The organism is Streptomyces lanatus (genome assembly GCF_014655715.1).
GTDB classification, from domain to species: Bacteria; Actinomycetota; Actinomycetes; order Streptomycetales; family Streptomycetaceae; genus Streptomyces; species Streptomyces lanatus.
In genome coordinates this window covers 179031-198914 of sequence record NZ_BNBM01000005.1, presented here as the reverse complement: position 1 = coordinate 198914, position 19884 = coordinate 179031, and the positions used below count along the sequence as shown (strand labels likewise).

The following is a 19884-nucleotide window of genomic DNA, read 5'->3' as shown; positions in this document are numbered from 1 at the left end:
GTCATGCCTCCTTGTTGACGGTCGCGGCATCCAGGAACGCGGGCCGCTCGCCCCCGCCGTGCACCAGCAGGCTCGCCCCGCTGATGTATGCGGCGGCGTCGGAGGCGAGGAAGACGGCGGCAGCCCCGATGTCGGCGGGCTCGGCGAGACGGCCGAGCGGGACGGTGCGGGAGACACCGGCGATGCCGTCGTCGCCTCCGTAGTGGAGGTGGGTCAGTTCGGTGCGGACCATGCCGACGACGAGTGTGTTGACGCGTATCTCCGGCGCCCATTCGACCGCCATCGAGCGGGCCAGATTGTCGAGGCCGGCCTTGGCCGCCCCGTAGGCCGCCGATCCGGGCGAGGGACGGCCGCCGCTGACGCTGCCGATCATCACGATCGATCCCCGCGCCCGCTTCAGATGCTCGTACGCGGCCAGGGACGCCGTGAGCGGGGCGACGAGGTTCAGCTCGATGACGCGCGCATGCCGCTCCGCGTCCGCGTCCGTGAGCCGTCGGTACGGGGTGCCGCCCGCGTTGTTGACGAGGACGTCCAGGCCGGGCAGGTCGGCGAAGAAGTCCCGTACGGCTTGCGGGTCGCGCAGGTCGACGGGCATGAACTCAGTCCCCTTGACCGGCACTTCGGGCGGTCGGCGCGCACAGGTCACGACATCGGCGCCGGCCTCGATGAAGGCCTGCGCGATCCCGGCCCCGACGCCCCGCGTGCCGCCCGTGACGACGACGGTCCTGCCGGTCAGTCGCGGCTGGTGCGAGTTATCCACAGGCTCTCCCGCTCGTCTGCGTCGACTGCTAGCTTCGAAGCCACACACCTAACAAATGTTTGGTGGAAAGCGGCTGAGTGTGAAGGTAGCTGATGCGTCCATGGGTGTCTCCACCTCGTCCCCGGAAAAGGGGTCCGAGAGGTCCGATAGCTCCCAGAACGAGGGGATCGCGGTCGTCACCGTCGACTACCCGCCGGTGAACGCCCTGCCGGTGGACGGCTGGTTCGCCCTGGCCGACGCGGTGCGGACGGCGGGCCGCGACCCGGAGATCCGGTGCGTCGTGATCGCCGCCGAGGGGCGCGGATTCAACGCGGGCGTGGACATCAAGGAGATACAGCGGGAGGGCCAGAGCGCGCTGATCGGCGTCAACCACGCCTGCGCGGACGCCTTCGCGGCGGTCTACGACTGCGAGGTCCCCGTCGTCGCGGCCGTGCACGGCTTCTGTCTGGGCGGCGGCATCGGCCTGGTGGGCAACGCGGACGCGATCGTGGCGAGCGAGGACGCCACCTTCGGGCTGCCCGAGCTGGACCGGGGTGCGTTGGGTGCGGCCACGCATCTGGCCCGGCTGGTCCCCCAGCATCTGATGCGCGCCCTGTACTACACCTCGCGCACGGCGACGGCGGCCGAGCTGCACGCGCACGGCTCGGTGTGGCGGGTCGTGCCGCGCGCGGAACTGCGTGCCGCCGCCCTGGAGTTGGCGCGAGAGATCGCCGCGAAGGACGGGCAGCTGCTGCGCCTGGCCAAGGCCGCGATCAACGGCATCGACCCGGTCGACGTCCGCCGCAGCTACCGCTTCGAGCAGGGCTTCACCTTCGAGGCAAATCTCAGCGGGGTGGCCGACCGGGTCCGGGACGGGTTCGGGACGAGTCCGGAAAGGAAGGTGGCCGAGTGAGCGACAAGACGACGACCGCGGACGAGGTCGTGTCCCGGCTGCGCGACGGCATGACCCTGGGCATCGGCGGCTGGGGCTCGCGGCGCAAACCGATGGCCCTGGTGCGCGCCCTGCTCCGCTCCGACATCACCGATCTCACGGTCGTCTCGTACGGCGGCCCCGACGTCGGCATGCTGGCCGCCGCCGGACGCATCCGCAAACTGGTCACCCCCTTCGTCACCCTGGACTCGATCCCGCTGGAACCGCACTACCGCGCGGCCCGTGAGCGCGGCGCCCTCGAACTCATGGAGATCGACGAGGCGATGTTCATGTGGGGACTGCACGCCGCGGCGAACCGGCTGCCGTTCCTGCCGGTGCGGGCCGGGATCGGTTCGGACGTCATGCGCGTCAACCCGGGCCTGCGGACGGTGACTTCGCCGTACGACGACGGGGAGACGTTCGTGGCCATGCCGGCGCTGCGCCTGGACGCCGCCCTGGTGCATGTGAACCGCGCGGACCGGCTGGGCAACGGGCAGTATCTCGGCCCCGACCCGTACTTCGACGACCTGTTCTGCGAGGCGGCGGACACGGCTTACGTCTCGTGCGAACGGATCGTCGACACGGCCGAGTTGACGAAGGAGGCGCCCCCGCAGTCACTGCTGATCAAACGGCACACGGTGACTGGGGTCGTCGAGGCCCCGAACGGCGCGCACTTCACCTCGTGCGCACCCGACTACGGCCGGGACGAGGCGTTCCAGAAGGCGTACGCGAGCACGGCATGGGCGGAGTTCGCGGCGCGGTTCCTCGACGGGGACGAGCAGGCGTATCAGTCGGCGGTCAGGGAGGGGACATGGAAGCCATGACGTCCGCGGAGGTCACCCGTGCCGAGTACTGCGTGATCGCCTGCGCCGAGGCCTGGCGGGGCAATGGTGAGGTGCTGGCGAGCCCGATGGGCCTGATCCCGTCCATCGGCGCCCGGCTCGCCCGGCTCACCTTCTCGCCGGACCTGCTGCTGACCGACGGCGAAGCGACTCTGGTCCGGCCGGACGGGACGGCCGAGGGCTGGTTGCCGTACCGGCAGCATCTCGCCCTGGTCACCGGCGGTCGGCGGCACGTGATGATGGGCGCGAGCCAGATCGACCGCTACGGCAACCAGAACATCTCCTGCATCGGCGACTGGGAGCGGCCGAAGCGCCAGCTGCTCGGGGTGCGCGGGGCGCCGGTCAACACCCTCAACAATCCGACCAGTTACTGGATACCGCGGCACTCGCGACGCGCATTCGTGGAGAAGGTCGACATGGTGTGCGGCGTCGGCTACGACCATGTGGGAGCCGCCGCCCGGTACCACCGCATCCCCCGTGTCGTCTCCGACCTGGGCGTGTTCGACTTCGACACCCCTGACCACTCGATGCGCCCGGTCTCGCTCCACCCGGGCGTCACCCCGGATCACGTCAGGGAGGCGACGGCGTTCGAGCTGACCGTCCCCGACGACGTACCTCAGTCCCGACCACCCACCGCCGAGGAACTGCGGCTCATCCGCGAGGTGATCGACCCGGGAAACACCCGCGCCAGGGAGGTCGCCGTCTGATGGAGACACCGCTGACCCGGCTGGTCGGGGTCCGCCACCCGATCGTGCAGACGGGGATGGGCTGGGTGGCGGGCCCCCGGCTGGTCTCGGCGACGGCGAACGCGGGGGCGCTGGGCATCCTGGCCTCGGCGACGATGACGCTCGACCGGCTGCGCGAGGCGATACGGGAGGTCAAGTCGCGTACGGACGCGCCGTTCGGGGTGAATCTGCGGGCGGATGCCTCGGACGCCGGCGACCGGGTGAGCGTGATGATCGACGAGGGGGTACGGGTCGCGTCCTTCGCGCTCGCGCCCTCCCGTGAGCTGATGGCCGCGCTCAAGGAGGCGGGCGTGGTCGTCATCCCCTCGATCGGGGCGCGGCGGCATGCGGAGAAGGTGGCCGCCTGGGGTGCGGACGCGGTGATCGTGCAGGGCGGGGAGGGCGGCGGGCACACCGGTGAGGTGGCGACGACCGTGCTGCTGCCCCAGGTCGTCGACGCCGTGGAGATACCCGTCGTGGCGGCGGGCGGTTTCTTCGACGGCAGGGGGCTGGTCGCGGCGCTGGCCTACGGGGCGGCGGGCATCGCCATGGGCACACGGTTCCTGCTGACCTCGGACTCGACGGTGCCGGAAGCGGTGAAGGCGCGGTATCTGGCGGCGACGGTACGGGATGTCACGGTCACCACGGCCGTGGACGGCCTGCCCCACCGCATGCTGCGCACGGAGCTGGTCGAGGCCCTGGAGCACTCCGGCCGGGCGCGGGCCCTGCTCCAGGCGGTGCGTAGAGCGGCCGACTACCGGAAGCTTTCCGGCACGACTTGGCGCCGGATGCTCCGGGACGGCCGCGCCCTGCGGCACGGCAAGGACCTGACCTGGAGCCAGGTCCTGCTCGCCGCGAACACGCCGATGCTGCTCAAGGCGTCCATGGTGGACGGCCGTACGGATCTGGGGGTGATGGCGTCCGGGCAGGTCGCCGGGGTGATCGACGACCTGCCGTCGTGCGGGGAGCTGGTGGAGCGGATCATGAAGGAGGCGGAGGAAACCTGTCGGCGTCTCACAGCCTCTCGATGATCGTCACATTGGCCTGTCCCCCGCCCTCGCACATCGTCTGGAGTCCGAACCGTCCACCGGTGCGCTCCAGTTCGTGCAGCAGGGTCGTCATCAGCTTGACCCCTGTCGCCCCCAGCGGATGCCCCAGGGCGATCGCACCACCGTTGACATTGACCTTGTCGGGATCCGCGCCGGTCTCCTTGAGCCAGGCCAGGACGACGGGCGCGAAGGCCTCGTTGATCTCGACGAGATCGATCTCGTCGATGGACAGGCCGGTCTTCTTCAGGGCGTGGGCGGTGGCGGGTATCGGCGCGGTGAGCATGCGGATGGGATCCTCACCGCGCACCGAGAGGTGGTGCACCCGGGCCCGGGGCGTGAGCCCATGCTCGCGCACCGCCCGCTCCGAGGCCAGCAGCATCGCCGCCGCGCCGTCGGAGACCTGCGAGGAACAGGCCGCGGTGATGGTGCCGCCGTCGATAACGGGCTTCAGTCCCGCCATCTTCTCCAGCGAGGTGTCCCGCCGGGGCCCCTCGTCCACGGCGACCTGCCCGTACGGCACCAGTTCGCGCTCGAAGCGGCCCTCGTCGATCGCCCGCAGCGCACGCCGGTGCGAGCGCAGGGCGAACTCCTCCTGGTCCTGCCGGGTGATCCCCCACTTGGCGGCGATCATCTCGGCGCCGGCGAACTGGTTGACGGGTTTCTGCCCGTACCGTGCCCGCCAGCCCTCGCTGCCCGCGAAGGGGCCCGCGGTCAGCCCGAGCGGCTCGGCGGCCTGCCGGGTGGCGAAGGCGATGGGGATCATCGACATGTTCTGCACACCGCCCGCGACCACCAGGTCCTGGGTGCCGGACAGCACGCCCTGGGCCGCGAAGTGCACGGCCTGCTGCGAGGACCCGCACTGCCGGTCGACGGTGACGCCCGGCACCTCCTCGGGCAGCCCGGCCGCCAGCCAGCAGGTCCGGGCGATGTCGCCGGCCTGGGGGCCGACGGCGTCCAAACAGCCGAAGACGACGTCCTCGACGGCCACCGGGTCCATGCCCGCGCGCTCCACGAGCGCCTTGAGCACATGCGCGCCCAGGTCGGCCGGATGGACCTCGCTGAGCCCTCCTCCGCGCCGCCCGACGGGCGTACGGACCGCTTCGACGATGTAGGCCTCGGCCATGGCAACTCCCCATGCTCATCAGTGAGTTACGTGCGTAGGGCGATCCCGTCCAGCACCATCGACAGGTACTGCCGGGCGATCTCCTCGGGGCTGTGCTGTCCGCCGGGCCGGTACCAGGACGCGGCGACCCACACCGTGTCGCGGACGAACCGGTAGGTGAGCCGGACATCGAGGTCGGCCCGGAACACCCCGGCCGCGACCCCGCGCTCCAGCGTGGACAGCCACGCCTTCTCGAACTTGCGCTGCGACTCGGCGAGGAACGAGAACCGCTCCTGCGCGACGAGCTGCCGGTTCTCCTTCTGGTAGATCGCGACGGCGGCCCGGTGCCGGTCGATCTCCCGGAACGACTCGGTGACCAGGGCCTCCAGCGTCTCGCGCGGGCCCTTCTCGGCCTCCAGGACGGTGTCGTAGCCGCTCCACAGCTCGTCGAGGAAGGTCCGCAGGATCTCTTCGAGCATCGACTCCTTGGAGTCGAAGTGGTAGTAGAGGCTGCCCGCGAGCATGCCCGCGTGGTCGGCGATCTTGCGTACGGTGGTGGCGTTGTAGCCCTGCTCGGCGAACACCTCGGCGGCGGTTTCGAGGAGTTCACGGCGCCGGGCGGCAGCGGCGGTCACCTGGGGCTTCTTCTTGGTCGGCACGGTTCCATTGTGGTCCTAGGCGTGCTGGCTGCTGACGGAGACGATCTCTCCGGTCATGTACGAGGAGTAGTCCGACGCGAGGAAGACGATCACGTTGGCCACCTCCCAGGGCTCGGCGTGGCGCCCGAAGGCCTCGCGTGCGGTCAGTTCCTCCAGCAGTTCGGGGGTGGTCACCTTCGCCAGGTGCGGGTGCATGGCGAGGCTCGGCGACACCGCGTTGACCCGCACCCCGTACTCGGCCGCCTCGATCGCCGCGCACCTGGTCAGCGCCATCACGCCCGCCTTGGCGGCCGCGTAGTGCGCCTGTCCGGCCTGGGCTCGCCAGCCGACGACGGAGGCGTTGTTCACGATCACGCCACCGCCGGTGTCGCGCATGAGGCGCAGGGCGGCCCGGGTGCACCGGAACGTGCCGTTCAGCGTCACGTCCAGGACCTTCGACCACTGCTCGTCGGTCATGTCGACGAGGGGTGAAGTCCCGCCGAGGCCCGCGTTGTTGACGACGACATCGAGTCGGCCGTGCTCCCGTACGGCGGTGTCGAACAGCGTCCGCACCTGGGCCTCGTCGGTGACATCGCAGACCGCCGATGTCACCGCGCCCTCGAACTCCCGGGCCAGCTCCGCCTCGTGCTCCTTCAGCCGCCGCGCGTGCGCGTCGCTGATCAGCACCCGCGCGCCCTCCTCAAGGAAGCGACGCGCGGTCGCCCCGCCGATGCCGGCACCGGCCGCCGCGGTGATGACGGCGGTTCGTCCGCGGAGCAGCCCGTGCCCGGGAACGTACGGCAGCACCTCGACGTTTGTCATAGCAGCACGCTAACCTACCAAACACTTGTTAGGGAAGGATGGTGACGGTGGACCTCACGCACACTGCGGCCGACGAGGCGTTCCGCGCCGAGGCCCGCGCCTGGCTCCAGGCACATGTGCCGCCCGATCCGCTCCCCTCCCTGGAGACCGAGGAGGGCTTCGCGGCCCACCGGGCGTGGGAGGCCGAGCTGGCCGCGGACCGCTGGTCGGTGGTGAACTGGCCGACGGCTTACGGCGGTCGGGACGCCTCCCTCATGCGGTGGCTGCTGTTCGAGGAGGAGTACTACGCGGCGGGCGCACCGGGCCGTGTCGGTCAGAACGGCGTCAGCCTCCTGGCCGCGACCCTCTTCGACCACGGCACCGAGGAGCAGCGCGCACGCGTGCTGCCGTCCATGTCGACCGGCGAGGTGGTCTGGGCGCAGGCGTGGTCGGAGCCGGAGGCGGGTTCGGACCTGGCCTCGCTCAGGTCGAGGGCGGTGCGCACGGACGAGGGCTGGCTGCTGTCCGGCCAGAAGACCTGGTCCTCGCGCGCCGCGTTCGCCGACCGCGCGTTCGGCCTGTTCCGCACCGACCCGGATGCCCCGAAGCCCCATCAGGGCCTGACCTACCTGATGTTCGACCTGCGCGCGCCCGGGGTCACGGTCCGTCCCATCGCCCGCCTCGACGGCAAGCCCGCCTTCGCCGAGCTCTTCCTGGACGAGGTGTTCGTGCCGGACGAGGACGTGATCGGTGAGCCGGGGCAGGGCTGGCGGATCGCGATGTCGACGGCGGGCAATGAGCGGGGGCTGATGCTGCGCTCACCGGGCCGCTTCCTGGCGAGCGCCGACCGGCTGCACAGCCTCTGGCAGTCGCAGGGCAGTCCGCCGAGCACGCGCGATCGCGTCGCCGACGCCCTGATCGGCGCCCGTGCCTACCAGCTGTTCACCTTCGCCGCCGCCTCCCGCTTCCTCGACGGCGAGTCGATCGGCCCGGAGTCCAGCCTCAACAAGGTCTTCTGGTCGGACTACGACATCGCGCTGCATGAGACGGCCCTCGATCTGCTGGGCGCCGACGGCGAGCTGGCCGACACCGACTGGTCCGAGCGGTATGTCTTCGCGCTGGCCGGTCCCATCTACGCGGGGACGAACGAGATCCAGCGGGACATCATCGCCGAGCGGCTGCTCGGCCTGCCGAAGGGGCGGCGCTCATGAGGTTCCTCCTCGACGCCGAGCAGCGGGCCTTCGCCGACTCCCTGGACGCGATGCTGACGGCGGCGGACACACCGGCGGCCGTGCGGGAGTGGAGCCGGGGCGAGCATGCGAGGGGCCGGGCGCTGTGGGCCCGTATCGCGGAGGCGGGGGTGTTCTCGCTGGCGGTGCCCGAGGCATACGAAGGGCTGGGCAGCCGGCCCGTCGAACTCGCCGTTGCCTTCCTGGAGTTGGGCCGCCATGCCGTTCCGGGCCCACTGGTGGAGACGGTCACGGCGGCGGCGCTGCTCGCCGGTCTCCCCGACCCCGGCCCGGCCAAGCGGCTCCTGCCGGCGCTGGCGACCGGCGAGACCATGACGACGCTGGCGTGGACGGCGACGCCCTCGACACCGGCGGCGCCGCACGCGCCGGACCATAACCCGACGGCCCCGCACACGCCGGACGACAACCCGACGGCCCCATACGCGCTGGACGGCGACGCGGCCACCACCCGCCTCGCGCTCACCCCCCACGGCCTGTACCTCTCCCCCGGCCATGGCCCCGTACGCCCGTCCCTGGACCCGGCCCGCCGCCTCACCCCCCTCGCTCCCGGTGGCGAACTCCTCGACTCCGCCCCGCCCACCGCCCACGCCCCTGCCCTCGCCCTGGCCCGTCTCACCACCGCCGCCCAGGCCCTCGGCGTCGGACTCGCCCTCCTCGACAGGACCGTCGCCTACGTCAGACAGCGCACCCAGTTCGGCGTGCCCATAGGTTCCTTCCAGACCGTCAAGCATCGTCTGGCCGATGCGAAGATCGCCCTGGAGTTCGCCCGGCCCCTGGTGTTCGGCGCCGCGCTCACCATGGCGCCGGCCGATGTCGCCGCCGCCAAGGTCGCCGCCTGCGAGGCCGCGTACGCCACCGCCCGTAGCGCACTCCAGTTGCACGGCGCGATCGGATACACGGCGGAGTACGACCTGTCGCTGTGGCTGACCAAGGCCCGCGCGCTGCGCACCGCCTGGGGCAGTCCGGACGTATGCCGTGGGGCGGTGCTCAGTGGTGGTGATCGCCGCTGGTGACCTCGCGGTACTCCTCGACGGTCGGCTTGGGGATCCGCGACCGGGGCCCGAACATCGCCTGCGCCAGCCGGGCCCGTACCCGCTGGGAGGCGGTGACCCGGCGCCGTACGCCATTGGTGTCGACGAGGTCGCCGATCTCGTACGGCGGATGCTCCTCGTGCTGGGTGAGGGTGAACAGCGCGTCCTGGCTGAGGGGCTCGTGGACCTCGATGTACTCGCCGTGCGGCAGGCGCTTGATGGTGCCGGTCTCCCTGCCGTGCAGCACCTTCGCCCGGTCCCGGCGTTGCAGCCCGAGACAGATGCGTTTGGTCACGAAGTAGGTGAGGACCGGCGCGACGAAGAACGCGATACGCACGAACCAGGTGATCGAGTTGATGGACAGATGCAGATGGGTGGCCACGATGTCGTTGCCGCCGCCGATCAGCAGCACCGCGTACAGACTCAGCCAGGCCGCGCCGAGCCCGGTGCGCACCGGCATGTTGCGCGGCCGGTCCAGGATGTGGTGCTCGCGTTTGTCGCCGGTGACCCATGCCTCCAGGAAGGGGTACAGGCCGATCGCGAGCAGGATCAGCGGGAAGAGCATGAAGGGGATGAAGACACCCGGTTCCAGGGTGTGGCCCCAGAAGTTGATCTCCCATCCCGGCATCACCCGGATCAGTCCCTCGGAGAAGCCCAGGTACCAGTCGGGCTGGGCACCCGTCGTCACCAGGTCGGGGCGGTAGGGCCCGAACGCCCACACCGGGTTGATGCTGGCGACGCCGCCCATGAACGCCAGCACTCCGAAGACCAGGAAGAAGAAGCCGCCCGCCTTGGCCATGTACACCGGCAGGAAGGGCATGCCGACGACCGTCTTCTGGTCCCGGCCGGGGCCGGGGTACTGGGTGTGCTTGTGGTAGAAGACCAGGATCAGATGGGCGACCACCAGACCGAGCATGATCCCGGGCAGCAGCAGGATGTGGACCGGGTACAGCCGGGCGATGAAGTCCTCCCCGGGGAACTCCCCGCCGAAGAGGAAGAACGCCACATAGGTGCCCACGATCGGGATGGACAGGATCGCGCCGTACGCGAACCGCAGGCCGGTGCCGGACAGCAGATCGTCGGGGAGGGAGTAGCCGGTCAGGCCGGTGATGATGCCGAGCATCAGCAGGGTCCAGCCGAACACCCAGTTCAGCTCGCGCGGCTTGCGGAAGGCGCCGGTGAAGAACACCCGCATCATGTGCACGAGCATGCCGGTGACGAAGACCAGCGCCGCCCAGTGGTGGATCTGCCGGATGAGCAGCCCGCCGCGCACATCGAAGCTGATGTCGAGGGTGGACTCGTAGGCCCTGGTCATCAGTACGCCGTTGAGGGGCTCGTAGGTGCCGTTGTAGACGACCTCGTTGGTGCTGGGGTCGAAGAACAGGGTGAGGTAGACGCCGGTCAGGATCAGCACGAGGAAGCTGTAGAGGCAGACCTCGCCCAGCATGAAGGACCAGTGGTCCGGGAAGACCTTGCGCATGTTGGCCTTGGCCAGGGCGTAGATGCCGAGGCGTCCGTCGGCCCAGTCGGCGACCCGCTCGCCCTTGCCGGGCGGGGCAGGCCGCCTCGCGTTCGTCCCGTCGTGCCCCGATCGTGCGCCGTCCATACGTCGCCTCCCCGTCGGATCAACCACAGGGTGACACGGCCTCATGGGCCGCGCCAACGGGGCGAACAGCCCGGCTCGCCGATCAGTGCGGCCGTACGATCCCCTGGGCCCGCGCCGCCACCAGCCACTTCGGGAACTCCTCGACGAGACGGTCGTAGAGCTCGGCGTCGGAGACCTTGCCCGGGTTCGAACCGGCGTGGAAGAACCCGGCGTTGTCGATCACCCGTTTGTCCGGTACCGCCAGCTCGTCGAGCTTGCGCAGGAAGTCGAACTGCTTGCTGGCCGGGTCGCCGAACCCGATGAACTGCCAGAACAGCGGGAGCGGGGCCGCCTTGCACAGGTAGCGTTCCGCGGCGAGCTTGTTGATCGGACCGCCGTCGGTCTGGAACACCACCAGGGCCGGGTCCCGTGAGCCGCTGTCCAGATAGTGGTCGATGACAGCGTCCATCGCCAGGTGGTAGCTGGTCTTGCCCATGTGCCCGAGCCCGGCCGCGATCCGCTCGATCCGCCCCCGGTGGTCGGCCAGCGCGATTTCGGTGACGGCGTCGACATCGGTGGAGAAGAAGACGACCGGCACGGTCCCGTCGTCGTCGAAGTGGGCCGACATCCCGAGGACCCGGTCGGCGAGCGCCTGCACGCTGCCGTCCTTGTAGTACGGCTTCATCGAGCCGGAGTAGTCGACCACCAGATAGACCGCGGCCCGCACCCCGTCCAGCCCATTGCGGTGCAGCGACGCACCGGCGCTCTTGTACAGGCTGACCAGCGCGGGCGCGGTCTCCTCCACCTTGCTCAGACTGATCGCCGCCATATGCTTCTCCCCCTCGCGCGTCACACTGGCTGCCGAGATTACGACACCGTGGGCCCCGCCTCTCCCTCCGCCCACAGGTGTTCGATATTTTGTTCGCCGCCGTCCCCACCGGCTCACCGTTCGTCCAGTCCCCCGAGGAGCCGGCAGTGGAGCCCGAGTCCACCAGGTCCGAGTCCGTCCAGTCCGAGTCCGTCCAGCCAGACGTCACGACCTGCTACCGCCACCCCAAGGTCGAGTCGCACGTCCGCTGCACCCGCTGCGACCGGTACATCTGCCCGGACTGCATGCGGGAGGCGTCCGTCGGCCACCAGTGCGTGGAGTGCGTGAAGGAGGGCGCGCGTTCGGTGCGGCAGGCACGGACCGTCGTCGGCGGGCGGATCGCCGCGACACCGCTGGTGACATCGGTACTCATCGGGCTCAACGTGCTGGCCTATGTGGCCGAGGTGGTGCGCCCGGAGATCCTGGACCGGTTCGCGATGCTCAGCGCCCGGCTGGTCGGGCCGGACGGCGGCTATTACGTCTACCAGTCCGGGTACCCGTCCGACTTCCATGCCGAGGGCCTCGTCGCCGGGCAGTGGGAGCGGTTGCTCACCGGCGGTTTCCTGCATCTGCCGCCGACGGAGGGCACCTTCGGGCTGCTGCACATCGTGATGAACATGCTGTCGCTGTGGCAGCTCGGCCGGGTCGTGGAGCCCATGCTGGGCCGGCTCCGGTACATCGCCCTCTATCTGCTGGCGACCCTGGGCGGCTCGGTGTTCGAGCTGCTGCTCAGCGATGTGAATGTGGAGTCGGTCGGCGCGTCGGGCGCGATCTTCGGCCTGGGCGCCGCGTACTACGTGCTGGCCCGCCGGGTCGGCGCGGACATGCGGTCCGTCAACCGGTTCATGGTGTTCCTGCTCCTCTGGCTGCTGCTGTCCGCGGGCCTCACCTCCTGGCAGGGCCACCTCGGCGGACTGCTGACCGGTGCGGCGGTGACGTTCGCCTACGCGTACGCCCCGCGCGGCCCGCGCCAGACCCTGATCCAGGCGGCCGCCTGCGTGGGTGTGCTGGTGCTGCTGGCGGCGGTCGCGTTCGCCAGGGTCTCGGATCTGACGGGCGGAGGACTGGCGCAGTGAAACGCAAAGGCATCCTGCTCTTCGCGGCCGTCCCCGTCGTCATCACCGCGGCCGCCTACTTCCTCGCCCCGACCGACCCCGGCGACAACCCGGCCGATCCCCCGGCTTCCGTCATGGAGGAGGCCTCCCGCCTGGACGCCAAGCAGCGCGCCGAGCAGGAGCGGTCGGCGGACGACGAGCTGATCGCGAGCCTGCCGCCCGGCCTCGCGGCCCCGGCGCAGCGGGAACTGGCCCAGCAGCTGGTGTCCAGCGCCGAGAACTCGACCCTGAAGTGGCGCGACACCTTCGCCTACGTCGAGGACATAGGCGACGGCCAGGGCTACACCGCCGGCATCATCGGCTTCTGCACCGGCACCCACGATCTGCTCACCCTGGTCGAGCGCTACACCGCCGACCACCCGGGCAACGGGCTCGCGAAGTATCTGCCCGCCCTGCGCAAGGTCGACGGCACAGACTCCCACGAGGGCCTCGACCCCGGTTTCACGGCCGCCTGGAAGGCGGAGGCCGAGCGGCCGGCGTTCCAGGAGGCCCAGCTCGCCGAGCGGGACCGCGCCTACTTCGAACCGGCGGTCCGCCTCGCCAAGCTCGACGGCCTCGGCACACTGGGCCAGTTCATCTACTTCGACGCGATGGTCTTCCACGGCCCCGGCACCGACGACGACGGCTTCTACGTCCTGCGCGAGCGCGCGCTGAGCGAGGCCGACTCCCCTTCCCAGGGCGGCTCGGAGAAGGCGTACCTGGACATCTTCCTCGACATTCGCCGGGGGGCCATGCGGGAGAAGAGGCCGGACATCGACACCACCCGCATCGACACCGCCCAGCGGCAGTTCCTGTACGACGGCAACCTGCAGCTGAAGACACCGCTGCGGTGGAAGGTGTACGGGGAGACGTACACGTTGCCCTGAAAAGGGCGACGGCGCCTGCCCGTGTCCGGTCGGGGACGTGGGCAGGCGCCGTCAGTGTTCCGTACGCCTTTGTACGGGACGTCTGTCGATCCAGTGGATCAGACCATCAGCGAACGGTCCGTCGGCCGGATCGGTGCCGGCAGCTCGCTCGCGCCGGTCAGGAAGCGGTCGCAGCCGCGGGCGGCCGAGCGGCCCTCCGCGATGGCCCACACGATCAGCGACTGACCGCGGCCCGCGTCACCGGCGACGAACACGCCCGGGACGTTGGTCTGGAAGTCGGCATCGCGGGCGACGTTTCCGCGCTCGTCGAGGTCCAGGCCGAACTGCTCGACCACGCCGTTCTCCCGGTCGGTGCCGGTGAAGCCCATGGCGAGGGTGACCAGCTGGGCCGGGATCTTGCGCTCGGTGCCCGGCTTCTGGGTCAGCTTGCCGTCGATGAACTCGACCTCGGCCATGTGCAGCCACTGGACGTTGCCGTCCTCGTCGCCCTCGAAGTGGGTGGTGGAGACGGAGTAGACCCGCTCGCCGCCCTCCTCGTGCGCGGAGGTGACCTTGTACAGCATCGGGAAGGTCGGCCACGGCTGGTGCGGCGCCCGGTCCTCGCCCGGCTTGGGCATGATCTCCAGCTGGGTGACGGAGGCCGCGCCCTGGCGGTGGGCGGTGCCCACGCAGTCGGCGCCGGTGTCGCCACCGCCGATGACGACGACGTGCTTGCCCTCGGCCGAGATCGGGGAGGTGACGTAGTCGCCCTCCTGGACCTTGTTGGCCAGCGGCAGGTATTCCATCGCCTGGTAGACGCCCTTGAGCTCGCGGCCGGGGACCGGCAGATCGCGGGCGGTCGTGGCACCGGCGGCGATGACGACCGCGTCGTACCGCTTCTTCAGGTCGGTCGCCTTGAGGTCACGGCCGATCTCGATACCCGTACGGAAGCGGGTGCCCTCCGCGCGCATCTGCTCGATACGGCGGTTGATGTGCCGCTTCTCCATCTTGAACTCGGGGATGCCGTACCGGAGAAGGCCTCCGATGCGGTCCGCGCGCTCGTAGACGGCGACGGTGTGACCGGCCCGGGTGAGCTGCTGGGCGGCGGCCAGGCCCGCGGGGCCCGAGCCGATGACGGCGACGGTCTTGCCGGACAGGCGCTCCGGGATCTGCGGCGCGACGTCACCGCTGTCCCACGCCTTGTCGATGATCGAGACCTCGACGTTCTTGATGGTGACGGCCGGCTGGTTGATGCCGAGCACACACGCCGACTCGCACGGGGCCGGGCACAGGCGGCCCGTGAACTCCGGGAAGTTGTTCGTGGCGTGCAGGCGCTCGGACGCAGCCGACCAGTCCTCGCGGTAGGCGTAGTCGTTCCACTCGGGGATGAGGTTCCCGAGCGGACAGCCGTTGTGGCAGAAGGGGATGCCGCAGTCCATGCAGCGGCTGGCCTGCTTGCTGATGATCGGCAGCAGGGAGCCGGGGACGTAGACCTCGTTCCAGTCCTTCAGACGCACGTCGACCGGGCGGGACTTGGCGACCTCGCGGCCGTGGTTCAGAAAGCCCTTCGGGTCAGCCATTGATCGCCGCCTCCATCATCTTCTCGGTGATCTCGGTCTCGGAAAGACCGGCTCGCTCGGCGGCGTCCTTGGCGGCGAGCACTGCCTTGTAGGTGCTGGGGATGATCTTGCTGAAGCGCTCGACGGCGGTGTCCCACTCGGCCAGGAGCTTCTCGGCGACCGTGGACCCGGTCTCCTCCTGGTGGCGGCGGACCACGTCGTGCAGCCACTGCTTGTCGGTGTCGTCGAGAGCCTCCACGGCGCCGACGTTTCCGACGTTGACGTTGTCGCGGTCGAGGTCGATGACGTACGCGATGCCGCCGGACATGCCGGCCGCGAAGTTACGTCCCGTCTCGCCCAGGACCACCGCGTGGCCACCGGTCATGTACTCGCAGCCGTGGTCGCCCACGCCCTCGGAGATGACCGTCGCGCCGGAGTTGCGGACACAGAACCGCTCACCGGTACGACCGCGCAGGAACAGCTCGCCGCCGGTCGCGCCGTAGGCGATGGTGTTGCCCGCGATCGTCGAGAACTCGGCGAGGTGGTCGGCGGCCCGGTCCGGGCGGACGATCACTCGGCCGCCGGAGAGGCCCTTGCCGACGTAGTCGTTCGCGTCGCCCTCCAGGCGCAGCGTGACACCGCGCGGGAGGAAGGCACCGAAGGACTGGCCGGCGGAACCGGTGAAGGTGATGTCGATGGTGTCGTCGGGCAGACCGGCACCGCCGAACTTCTTCGTCACCTCGTGGCCGAGCATGGTGCCGACCGTGCGGTTGATGTTGCGGACCTTGACCTGCGCCCGCACCGGCTGGGCGTCGGTCGCGGAGTCCGCGGCGAGCGCGTCGGCGGCGAGCTTGATCAGCTCGTTGTCGAGCGCCTTCTCCAGGCCGTGGTCCTGCTCGATCAGCTGGTGGCGCACCGCGCCGTCAGGCAGCTCGGGCACATGGAACAGCGGCTCCAGGTCCAGGCCCTGCGCCTTCCAGTGGTCGACGGCACGCGTGACGTCCAGCGTCTCGGCGTGGCCGACGGCCTCCTCGATGGTGCGGAAGCCCAGCTCGGCGAGGATCTCGCGGACCTCCTCGGCGATGAACTGGAAGAAGTTCACGACGTACTCGGCCTTGCCGGTGAACCGGTCGCGCAGCGTCGGGTTCTGGGTGGCGATGCCGACCGGGCAGGTGTCCAGGTGGCAGACGCGCATCATGACGCAGCCGGAGACGACGAGCGGCGCGGTCGCGAAACCGAACTCCTCGGCGCCGAGCAGCGCGGCGATGACGACGTCGCGGCCGGTCTTCAGCTGGCCGTCGGTCTGTACGACGATGCGGTCGCGCAGGCCGTTGAGCAGCAGGGTCTGCTGGGTCTCGGCGAGACCGAGCTCCCAGGGGCCGCCCGCGTGCTTCAGAGAAGTCAGCGGGGAGGCACCCGTACCACCGTCGTGACCGGAGATCAGGACGACGTCCGCGTGCGCCTTGGACACACCCGCGGCGACCGTGCCGACACCGACCTCCGACACCAGCTTGACGTGAATCCGCGCCTGCGGGTTCGCGTTCTTGAGGTCGTGGATCAGCTGTGCCAGGTCCTCGATGGAGTAGATGTCGTGGTGCGGCGGCGGGGAGATCAGACCGACACCCGGCGTCGAGTGACGCGTCTTGGCGACCCACGGGTAGACCTTGTGGCCGGGCAGCTGGCCGCCCTCGCCGGGCTTGGCGCCCTGGGCCATCTTGATCTGGATGTCGTCGGCGTTGACGAGGTATTCGCTGGTCACACCGAAGCGGCCGGAGGCGACCTGCTTGATGCTGGACCGGCGGGCCGGGTCGTACAGACGGTCCGGGTCCTCGCCGCCCTCACCGGTGTTGGACTTGCCGCCCAGCTGGTTCATGGCGATGGCGAGGGTCTCGTGCGCCTCCTTGGAGATGGAGCCGTACGACATGGCGCCGGTGGAGAAGCGCTTGACGATCTCGGACGCCGGCTCGACCTCGTCGATGGAGATCGACGGACGGCCGGACTTGAAGCCGAAGAGCCCGCGGAGCGTCATCAGGCGCTCGGACTGCTCGTTCACCCGGTCCGTGTACTTCTTGAAGATGTCGTAGCGGTTGGCACGCGTCGAGTGCTGGAGGCGGAAGACCGTCTCCGGGTCGAACAAGTGCGGCTCGCCCTCACGGCGCCACTGGTACTCGCCGCCGATTTCGAGGGCGCGGTGGGCCGGCGCGATGCCTGAGGCGGGGTACGCCTTGGCGTGCCGGGCGGCGACCTCCTTGGCGATGACGTCGATGCCGACGCCGCCGATCTTGGTGGCGGTGCCGTTGAAGTACTTCTCCACGAAGGCGTCGTCGAGACCGACGGCCTCGAAGACCTGCGCGCCGCGGTAGGAGGCGACGGTGGAGATGCCCATCTTGGACATGACCTTCAGGACGCCCTTGCCGAGGGCGTAGATCAGGTTGCGGATGGCCTGCTCGGCCTCGATGTCCGAGAGGAAGGTGCCCGCGCGGACGAGGTCCTCGACGGACTCCATCGCCAGGTACGGGTTCACAGCGGCGGCGCCGAAGCCGATGAGCAGGGCGACGTGGTGGACCTCGCGGACGTCGCCGGCCTCGACCAGCAGGCCCACGTGGGTGCGCTGCTTGGTGCGGATGAGGTGGTGATGAACGGCCGCGGTGAGCAGCAGCGACGGGATCGGCGCGTGCTCGGCGTCGGAGTGGCGGTCGGAGAGGACGATCAGCCGGGCGCCGTTGTCGATGGCGGCGTCGGCCTCGGCGCAGATCTCCTCTATGCGCGCGGCCAGCGCGTCACCGCCGCCGTGCACCCGGTACAGACCGGACAGGGTCGCGGCCTTGAAGCCGGGCATGTCGCCGTCGGCGTTGATGTGGATGAGCTTGGCCAGCTCGTCGTTGTCGATCACCGGGAAGGGCAGGGTGACCGAGCGGCAGGAGGCGGCCGTCGGCTCCAGCAGGTTGCCCTGCGGGCCCAGCGAGGAGTTCAGCGAGGTGACGAGCTCCTCGCGGATGGCGTCCAGCGGCGGGTTGGTGACCTGCGCGAACAGCTGGGTGAAGTAGTCGAAGAGCAGCCGCGGGCGGTCGCTCAGCGCGGCGATCGGCGAGTCGGTGCCCATCGAACCGATCGGCTCGGCACCGGCCTTGGCCATCGGCGCGAGGATGACGCGCAGCTCCTCCTCGGTGTAACCGAAGGTCTGCTGGCGGCGGGTGACCGAGGCGTGGGTGTGCACGATGTGCTCACGCTCGGGCAGGTCGGAGAGCTCGATCTCGCCGGCCTCCAGCCACTCCGCGTAGGGCTGCTCGGCGGCGAGCTGGGCCTTGATCTCGTCGTCCTCGATGATGCGGTGCTCGGCGGTGTCCACGAGGAACATGCGGCCGGGCTGCAGGCGGCCCTTGCGGACGACCTTCGCGGGGTCGATGTCGAGGACGCCGACCTCGGAGCCGAGGACGACGAGGCCGTCGTCGGTGACCCAGTAGCGGCCGGGGCGCAGGCCGTTGCGGTCGAGCACGGCGCCGACCTGGGTGCCGTCGGTGAAGGTGACACAGGCCGGGCCGTCCCAGGGCTCCATCATCGTGGAGTGGAACTGGTAGAAGGCGCGCCGGGCCGGGTCCATGGAGTCGTGGTTCTCCCACGCCTCCGGGATCATCATCAGCACGGAGTGCGGCAGCGAGCGGCCGCCGAGGTGGAGCAGCTCCAGCACCTCGTCGAAGGACGCGGAGTCGGAGGCGTCCGGGGTGCAGACGGGGAAGACGCGGTCCAGCTTCTCGGTGCCGAAGAGGTCGGACACCAGCTGCGACTCACGCGCCCGCATCCAGTTGCGGTTGCCCTTGACGGTGTTGATCTCACCGTTGTGCGCGACGAAGCGGTACGGGTGCGCGAGCGGCCACGACGGGAAGGTGTTCGTGGAGAAGCGGGAGTGGACGAGGGCGACGGCCGAGGCGAAGCGGCGGTCGGACAGGTCCGGGAAGAAGGGCTCCAGCTGGCCGGTGGTCAGCATGCCCTTGTAGACGATGGTGCGGGCCGACAGCGACGGGAAGTAGACACCGGCCTCGCGCTCGGCGCGCTTGCGCAGCACGAAGGCCTTGCGGTCGAGGGCGATGCCCTCCGACCGGCCGTCGGTGACGAAGATCTGCCGGAAGGCCGGCATGGTCGACCGGGCGGTGGCACCGAGCAGTTCGGGGGCGACGGGGACGTCGCGCCAGCCGAGAACGGTGAGCTCCTCCTCGGACGCGATCGTCTCGATCTTCGAGATGGCGTCCTGGGCCCCGTCCTCCGGCAGGAAGGCGATACCGACGGCGTAGGCACCGGCCTCGGGCAGCTCGAACCCGGCCACCTCGCGCAGGAAGGCGTCGGGCACCTGGGAGAGGATGCCCGCGCCGTCACCCGAGTCGGGCTCGGAGCCGGTGGCGCCACGGTGTTCGAGGTTGCGCAGAACGGTCAGCGCCTGCTCGACCAGCGCATGGCTCGCCTCGCCTGTGAGGGTGGCCACGAAGCCGACGCCACAGGCGTCGCGCTCGTTGCGGGGGTCGTACATACCCTGCGCAGCAGGGCGAGCATCCATGAACGACCAGTTCTGGCCATTCGCGGAGTGCTGGGACGGCTGGCGCGGCGTACGCATCGGCTCTCCCGTCGTCGTCATTTGGCTGGGGGTACCTCCCAGGCCCTTAAGGCTCTGGGGGAGCAAATTGCCGAGGGACGACGTTGGCCCTCTGCGTGATCGCAAAATTTCGTGCAGGTTACATGATGGGGCGGTTCTCGGGAAGCGGGATAATCCGTTCCATCATGCGGACACCACGGGCTGCGGCAGGGTTCCGCG

Annotated in this window: 16 protein-coding genes; 8 read left to right on the top strand and 8 right to left on the bottom strand. The window is 70.0% G+C overall.

What is annotated here, in order from left to right:
* Nucleotide 1: 1 nt before the first annotated feature.
* Nucleotides 2-760 (bottom strand): SDR family oxidoreductase, encoded by a 759-nt coding sequence (locus IE325_RS15770; RefSeq protein ID WP_229911832.1) that lies wholly within the window; start codon nucleotides 758-760, stop codon nucleotides 2-4.
* Between the two features lie 100 nt (nucleotides 761-860).
* Between IE325_RS15770 and IE325_RS15765 the strand changes: the two genes are divergently transcribed.
* From IE325_RS15765 to IE325_RS15750, 4 genes are read left to right on the top strand one after another with little or no spacing between them, the layout of a single operon-like run.
* Complete coding sequence (locus IE325_RS15765; RefSeq protein ID WP_190070525.1) at nucleotides 861-1652, top strand: enoyl-CoA hydratase family protein; 792 nt, start codon at nucleotides 861-863, stop codon at nucleotides 1650-1652.
* Nucleotides 1649-2494 carry a CoA transferase subunit A gene (locus tag IE325_RS15760; protein ID WP_190070524.1) on the top strand — a complete coding sequence of 282 codons (846 nt, stop codon included), beginning with the start codon at nucleotides 1649-1651 and terminating at the stop codon, nucleotides 2492-2494. Before IE325_RS15765 ends, IE325_RS15760 begins: the two co-directional genes overlap by 4 nt.
* The gene (locus IE325_RS15755) at nucleotides 2482-3219 is read left to right on the top strand and encodes a CoA-transferase subunit beta (protein ID WP_373315171.1); all 738 of its coding nucleotides are present in this window, start codon (nucleotides 2482-2484) and stop codon (nucleotides 3217-3219) included. The genes IE325_RS15760 and IE325_RS15755 overlap by 13 nt, the downstream gene beginning before the upstream one ends.
* Nucleotides 3219-4268 carry an NAD(P)H-dependent flavin oxidoreductase gene (locus IE325_RS15750; protein WP_190070523.1) on the top strand — a complete coding sequence of 350 codons (1050 nt, stop codon included), beginning with the start codon at nucleotides 3219-3221 and terminating at the stop codon, nucleotides 4266-4268. Before IE325_RS15755 ends, IE325_RS15750 begins: the two co-directional genes overlap by 1 nt.
* Here the strand turns inward: IE325_RS15750 and IE325_RS15745 are convergent.
* The 3 genes from IE325_RS15745 to IE325_RS15735 are packed head-to-tail and all read right to left on the bottom strand — an operon-like array spanning nucleotide 4252 to nucleotide 6848.
* The gene (locus IE325_RS15745) at nucleotides 4252-5409 is read right to left on the bottom strand and encodes an acetyl-CoA C-acetyltransferase (RefSeq protein WP_190070522.1); all 1158 of its coding nucleotides are present in this window, start codon (nucleotides 5407-5409) and stop codon (nucleotides 4252-4254) included. The genes IE325_RS15750 and IE325_RS15745 overlap by 17 nt on opposite strands.
* A gap of 26 nt (nucleotides 5410-5435) precedes the next feature.
* Complete coding sequence (locus tag IE325_RS15740; protein WP_190070521.1) at nucleotides 5436-6047, bottom strand: TetR/AcrR family transcriptional regulator; 612 nt, start codon at nucleotides 6045-6047, stop codon at nucleotides 5436-5438.
* Nucleotides 6048-6062: 15 nt separating this feature from the next.
* Complete coding sequence (locus IE325_RS15735) at nucleotides 6063-6848, bottom strand: SDR family oxidoreductase (protein ID WP_190070520.1); 786 nt, start codon at nucleotides 6846-6848, stop codon at nucleotides 6063-6065.
* A 47-nt stretch (nucleotides 6849-6895) separates the two neighbouring features.
* On the opposite strand from IE325_RS15735, the gene IE325_RS15730 reads away from it, so the two are divergent.
* Nucleotides 6896-8038, top strand: a complete 1143-nt coding sequence (locus tag IE325_RS15730) for an acyl-CoA dehydrogenase family protein (RefSeq protein WP_190070519.1) — start codon at nucleotides 6896-6898, stop codon at nucleotides 8036-8038.
* Nucleotides 8035-9090, top strand: coding sequence for an acyl-CoA dehydrogenase family protein (locus IE325_RS15725; protein WP_190070518.1), 1056 nt, complete (start codon nucleotides 8035-8037; stop codon nucleotides 9088-9090). Before IE325_RS15730 ends, IE325_RS15725 begins: the two co-directional genes overlap by 4 nt.
* Here IE325_RS15725 and qcrB read toward each other — a convergent pair.
* On the bottom strand, nucleotides 9065-10714 hold the full coding sequence (gene qcrB / locus IE325_RS15720) for a cytochrome bc1 complex cytochrome b subunit (protein ID WP_190070517.1): 1650 nt from the start codon (nucleotides 10712-10714) through the stop codon (nucleotides 9065-9067). The genes IE325_RS15725 and qcrB overlap by 26 nt on opposite strands.
* Before the next feature lie 82 nt (nucleotides 10715-10796).
* Complete coding sequence (locus IE325_RS15715; RefSeq protein WP_190070516.1) at nucleotides 10797-11522, bottom strand: vWA domain-containing protein; 726 nt, start codon at nucleotides 11520-11522, stop codon at nucleotides 10797-10799.
* Between the two features lie 146 nt (nucleotides 11523-11668).
* Here IE325_RS15715 and IE325_RS15710 point away from each other — a divergent pair, with 146 nt between their 5' ends.
* Together IE325_RS15710 and IE325_RS15705 are read left to right on the top strand one after the other, a co-directional pair.
* Nucleotides 11669-12637 (top strand): rhomboid family intramembrane serine protease, encoded by a 969-nt coding sequence (locus tag IE325_RS15710; RefSeq protein WP_229911831.1) that lies wholly within the window; start codon nucleotides 11669-11671, stop codon nucleotides 12635-12637.
* Nucleotides 12634-13542, top strand: coding sequence for a chitosanase (locus IE325_RS15705; protein WP_229911830.1), 909 nt, complete (start codon nucleotides 12634-12636; stop codon nucleotides 13540-13542). The genes IE325_RS15710 and IE325_RS15705 overlap by 4 nt, the downstream gene beginning before the upstream one ends.
* A gap of 98 nt (nucleotides 13543-13640) precedes the next feature.
* Here IE325_RS15705 and IE325_RS15700 read toward each other — a convergent pair whose 3' ends face one another.
* Together IE325_RS15700 and gltB are read right to left on the bottom strand one after the other, a co-directional pair.
* Entirely contained in the window at nucleotides 13641-15101 is a 1461-nt protein-coding gene (locus IE325_RS15700) for a glutamate synthase subunit beta (protein ID WP_190070515.1), read from the bottom strand.
* On the bottom strand, nucleotides 15094-19686 hold the full coding sequence (gene gltB, locus IE325_RS15695; RefSeq protein WP_190070815.1) for a glutamate synthase large subunit: 4593 nt from the start codon (nucleotides 19684-19686) through the stop codon (nucleotides 15094-15096). Before gltB ends, IE325_RS15700 begins: the two co-directional genes overlap by 8 nt.
* Nucleotides 19687-19884 lie beyond the last annotated feature (198 nt).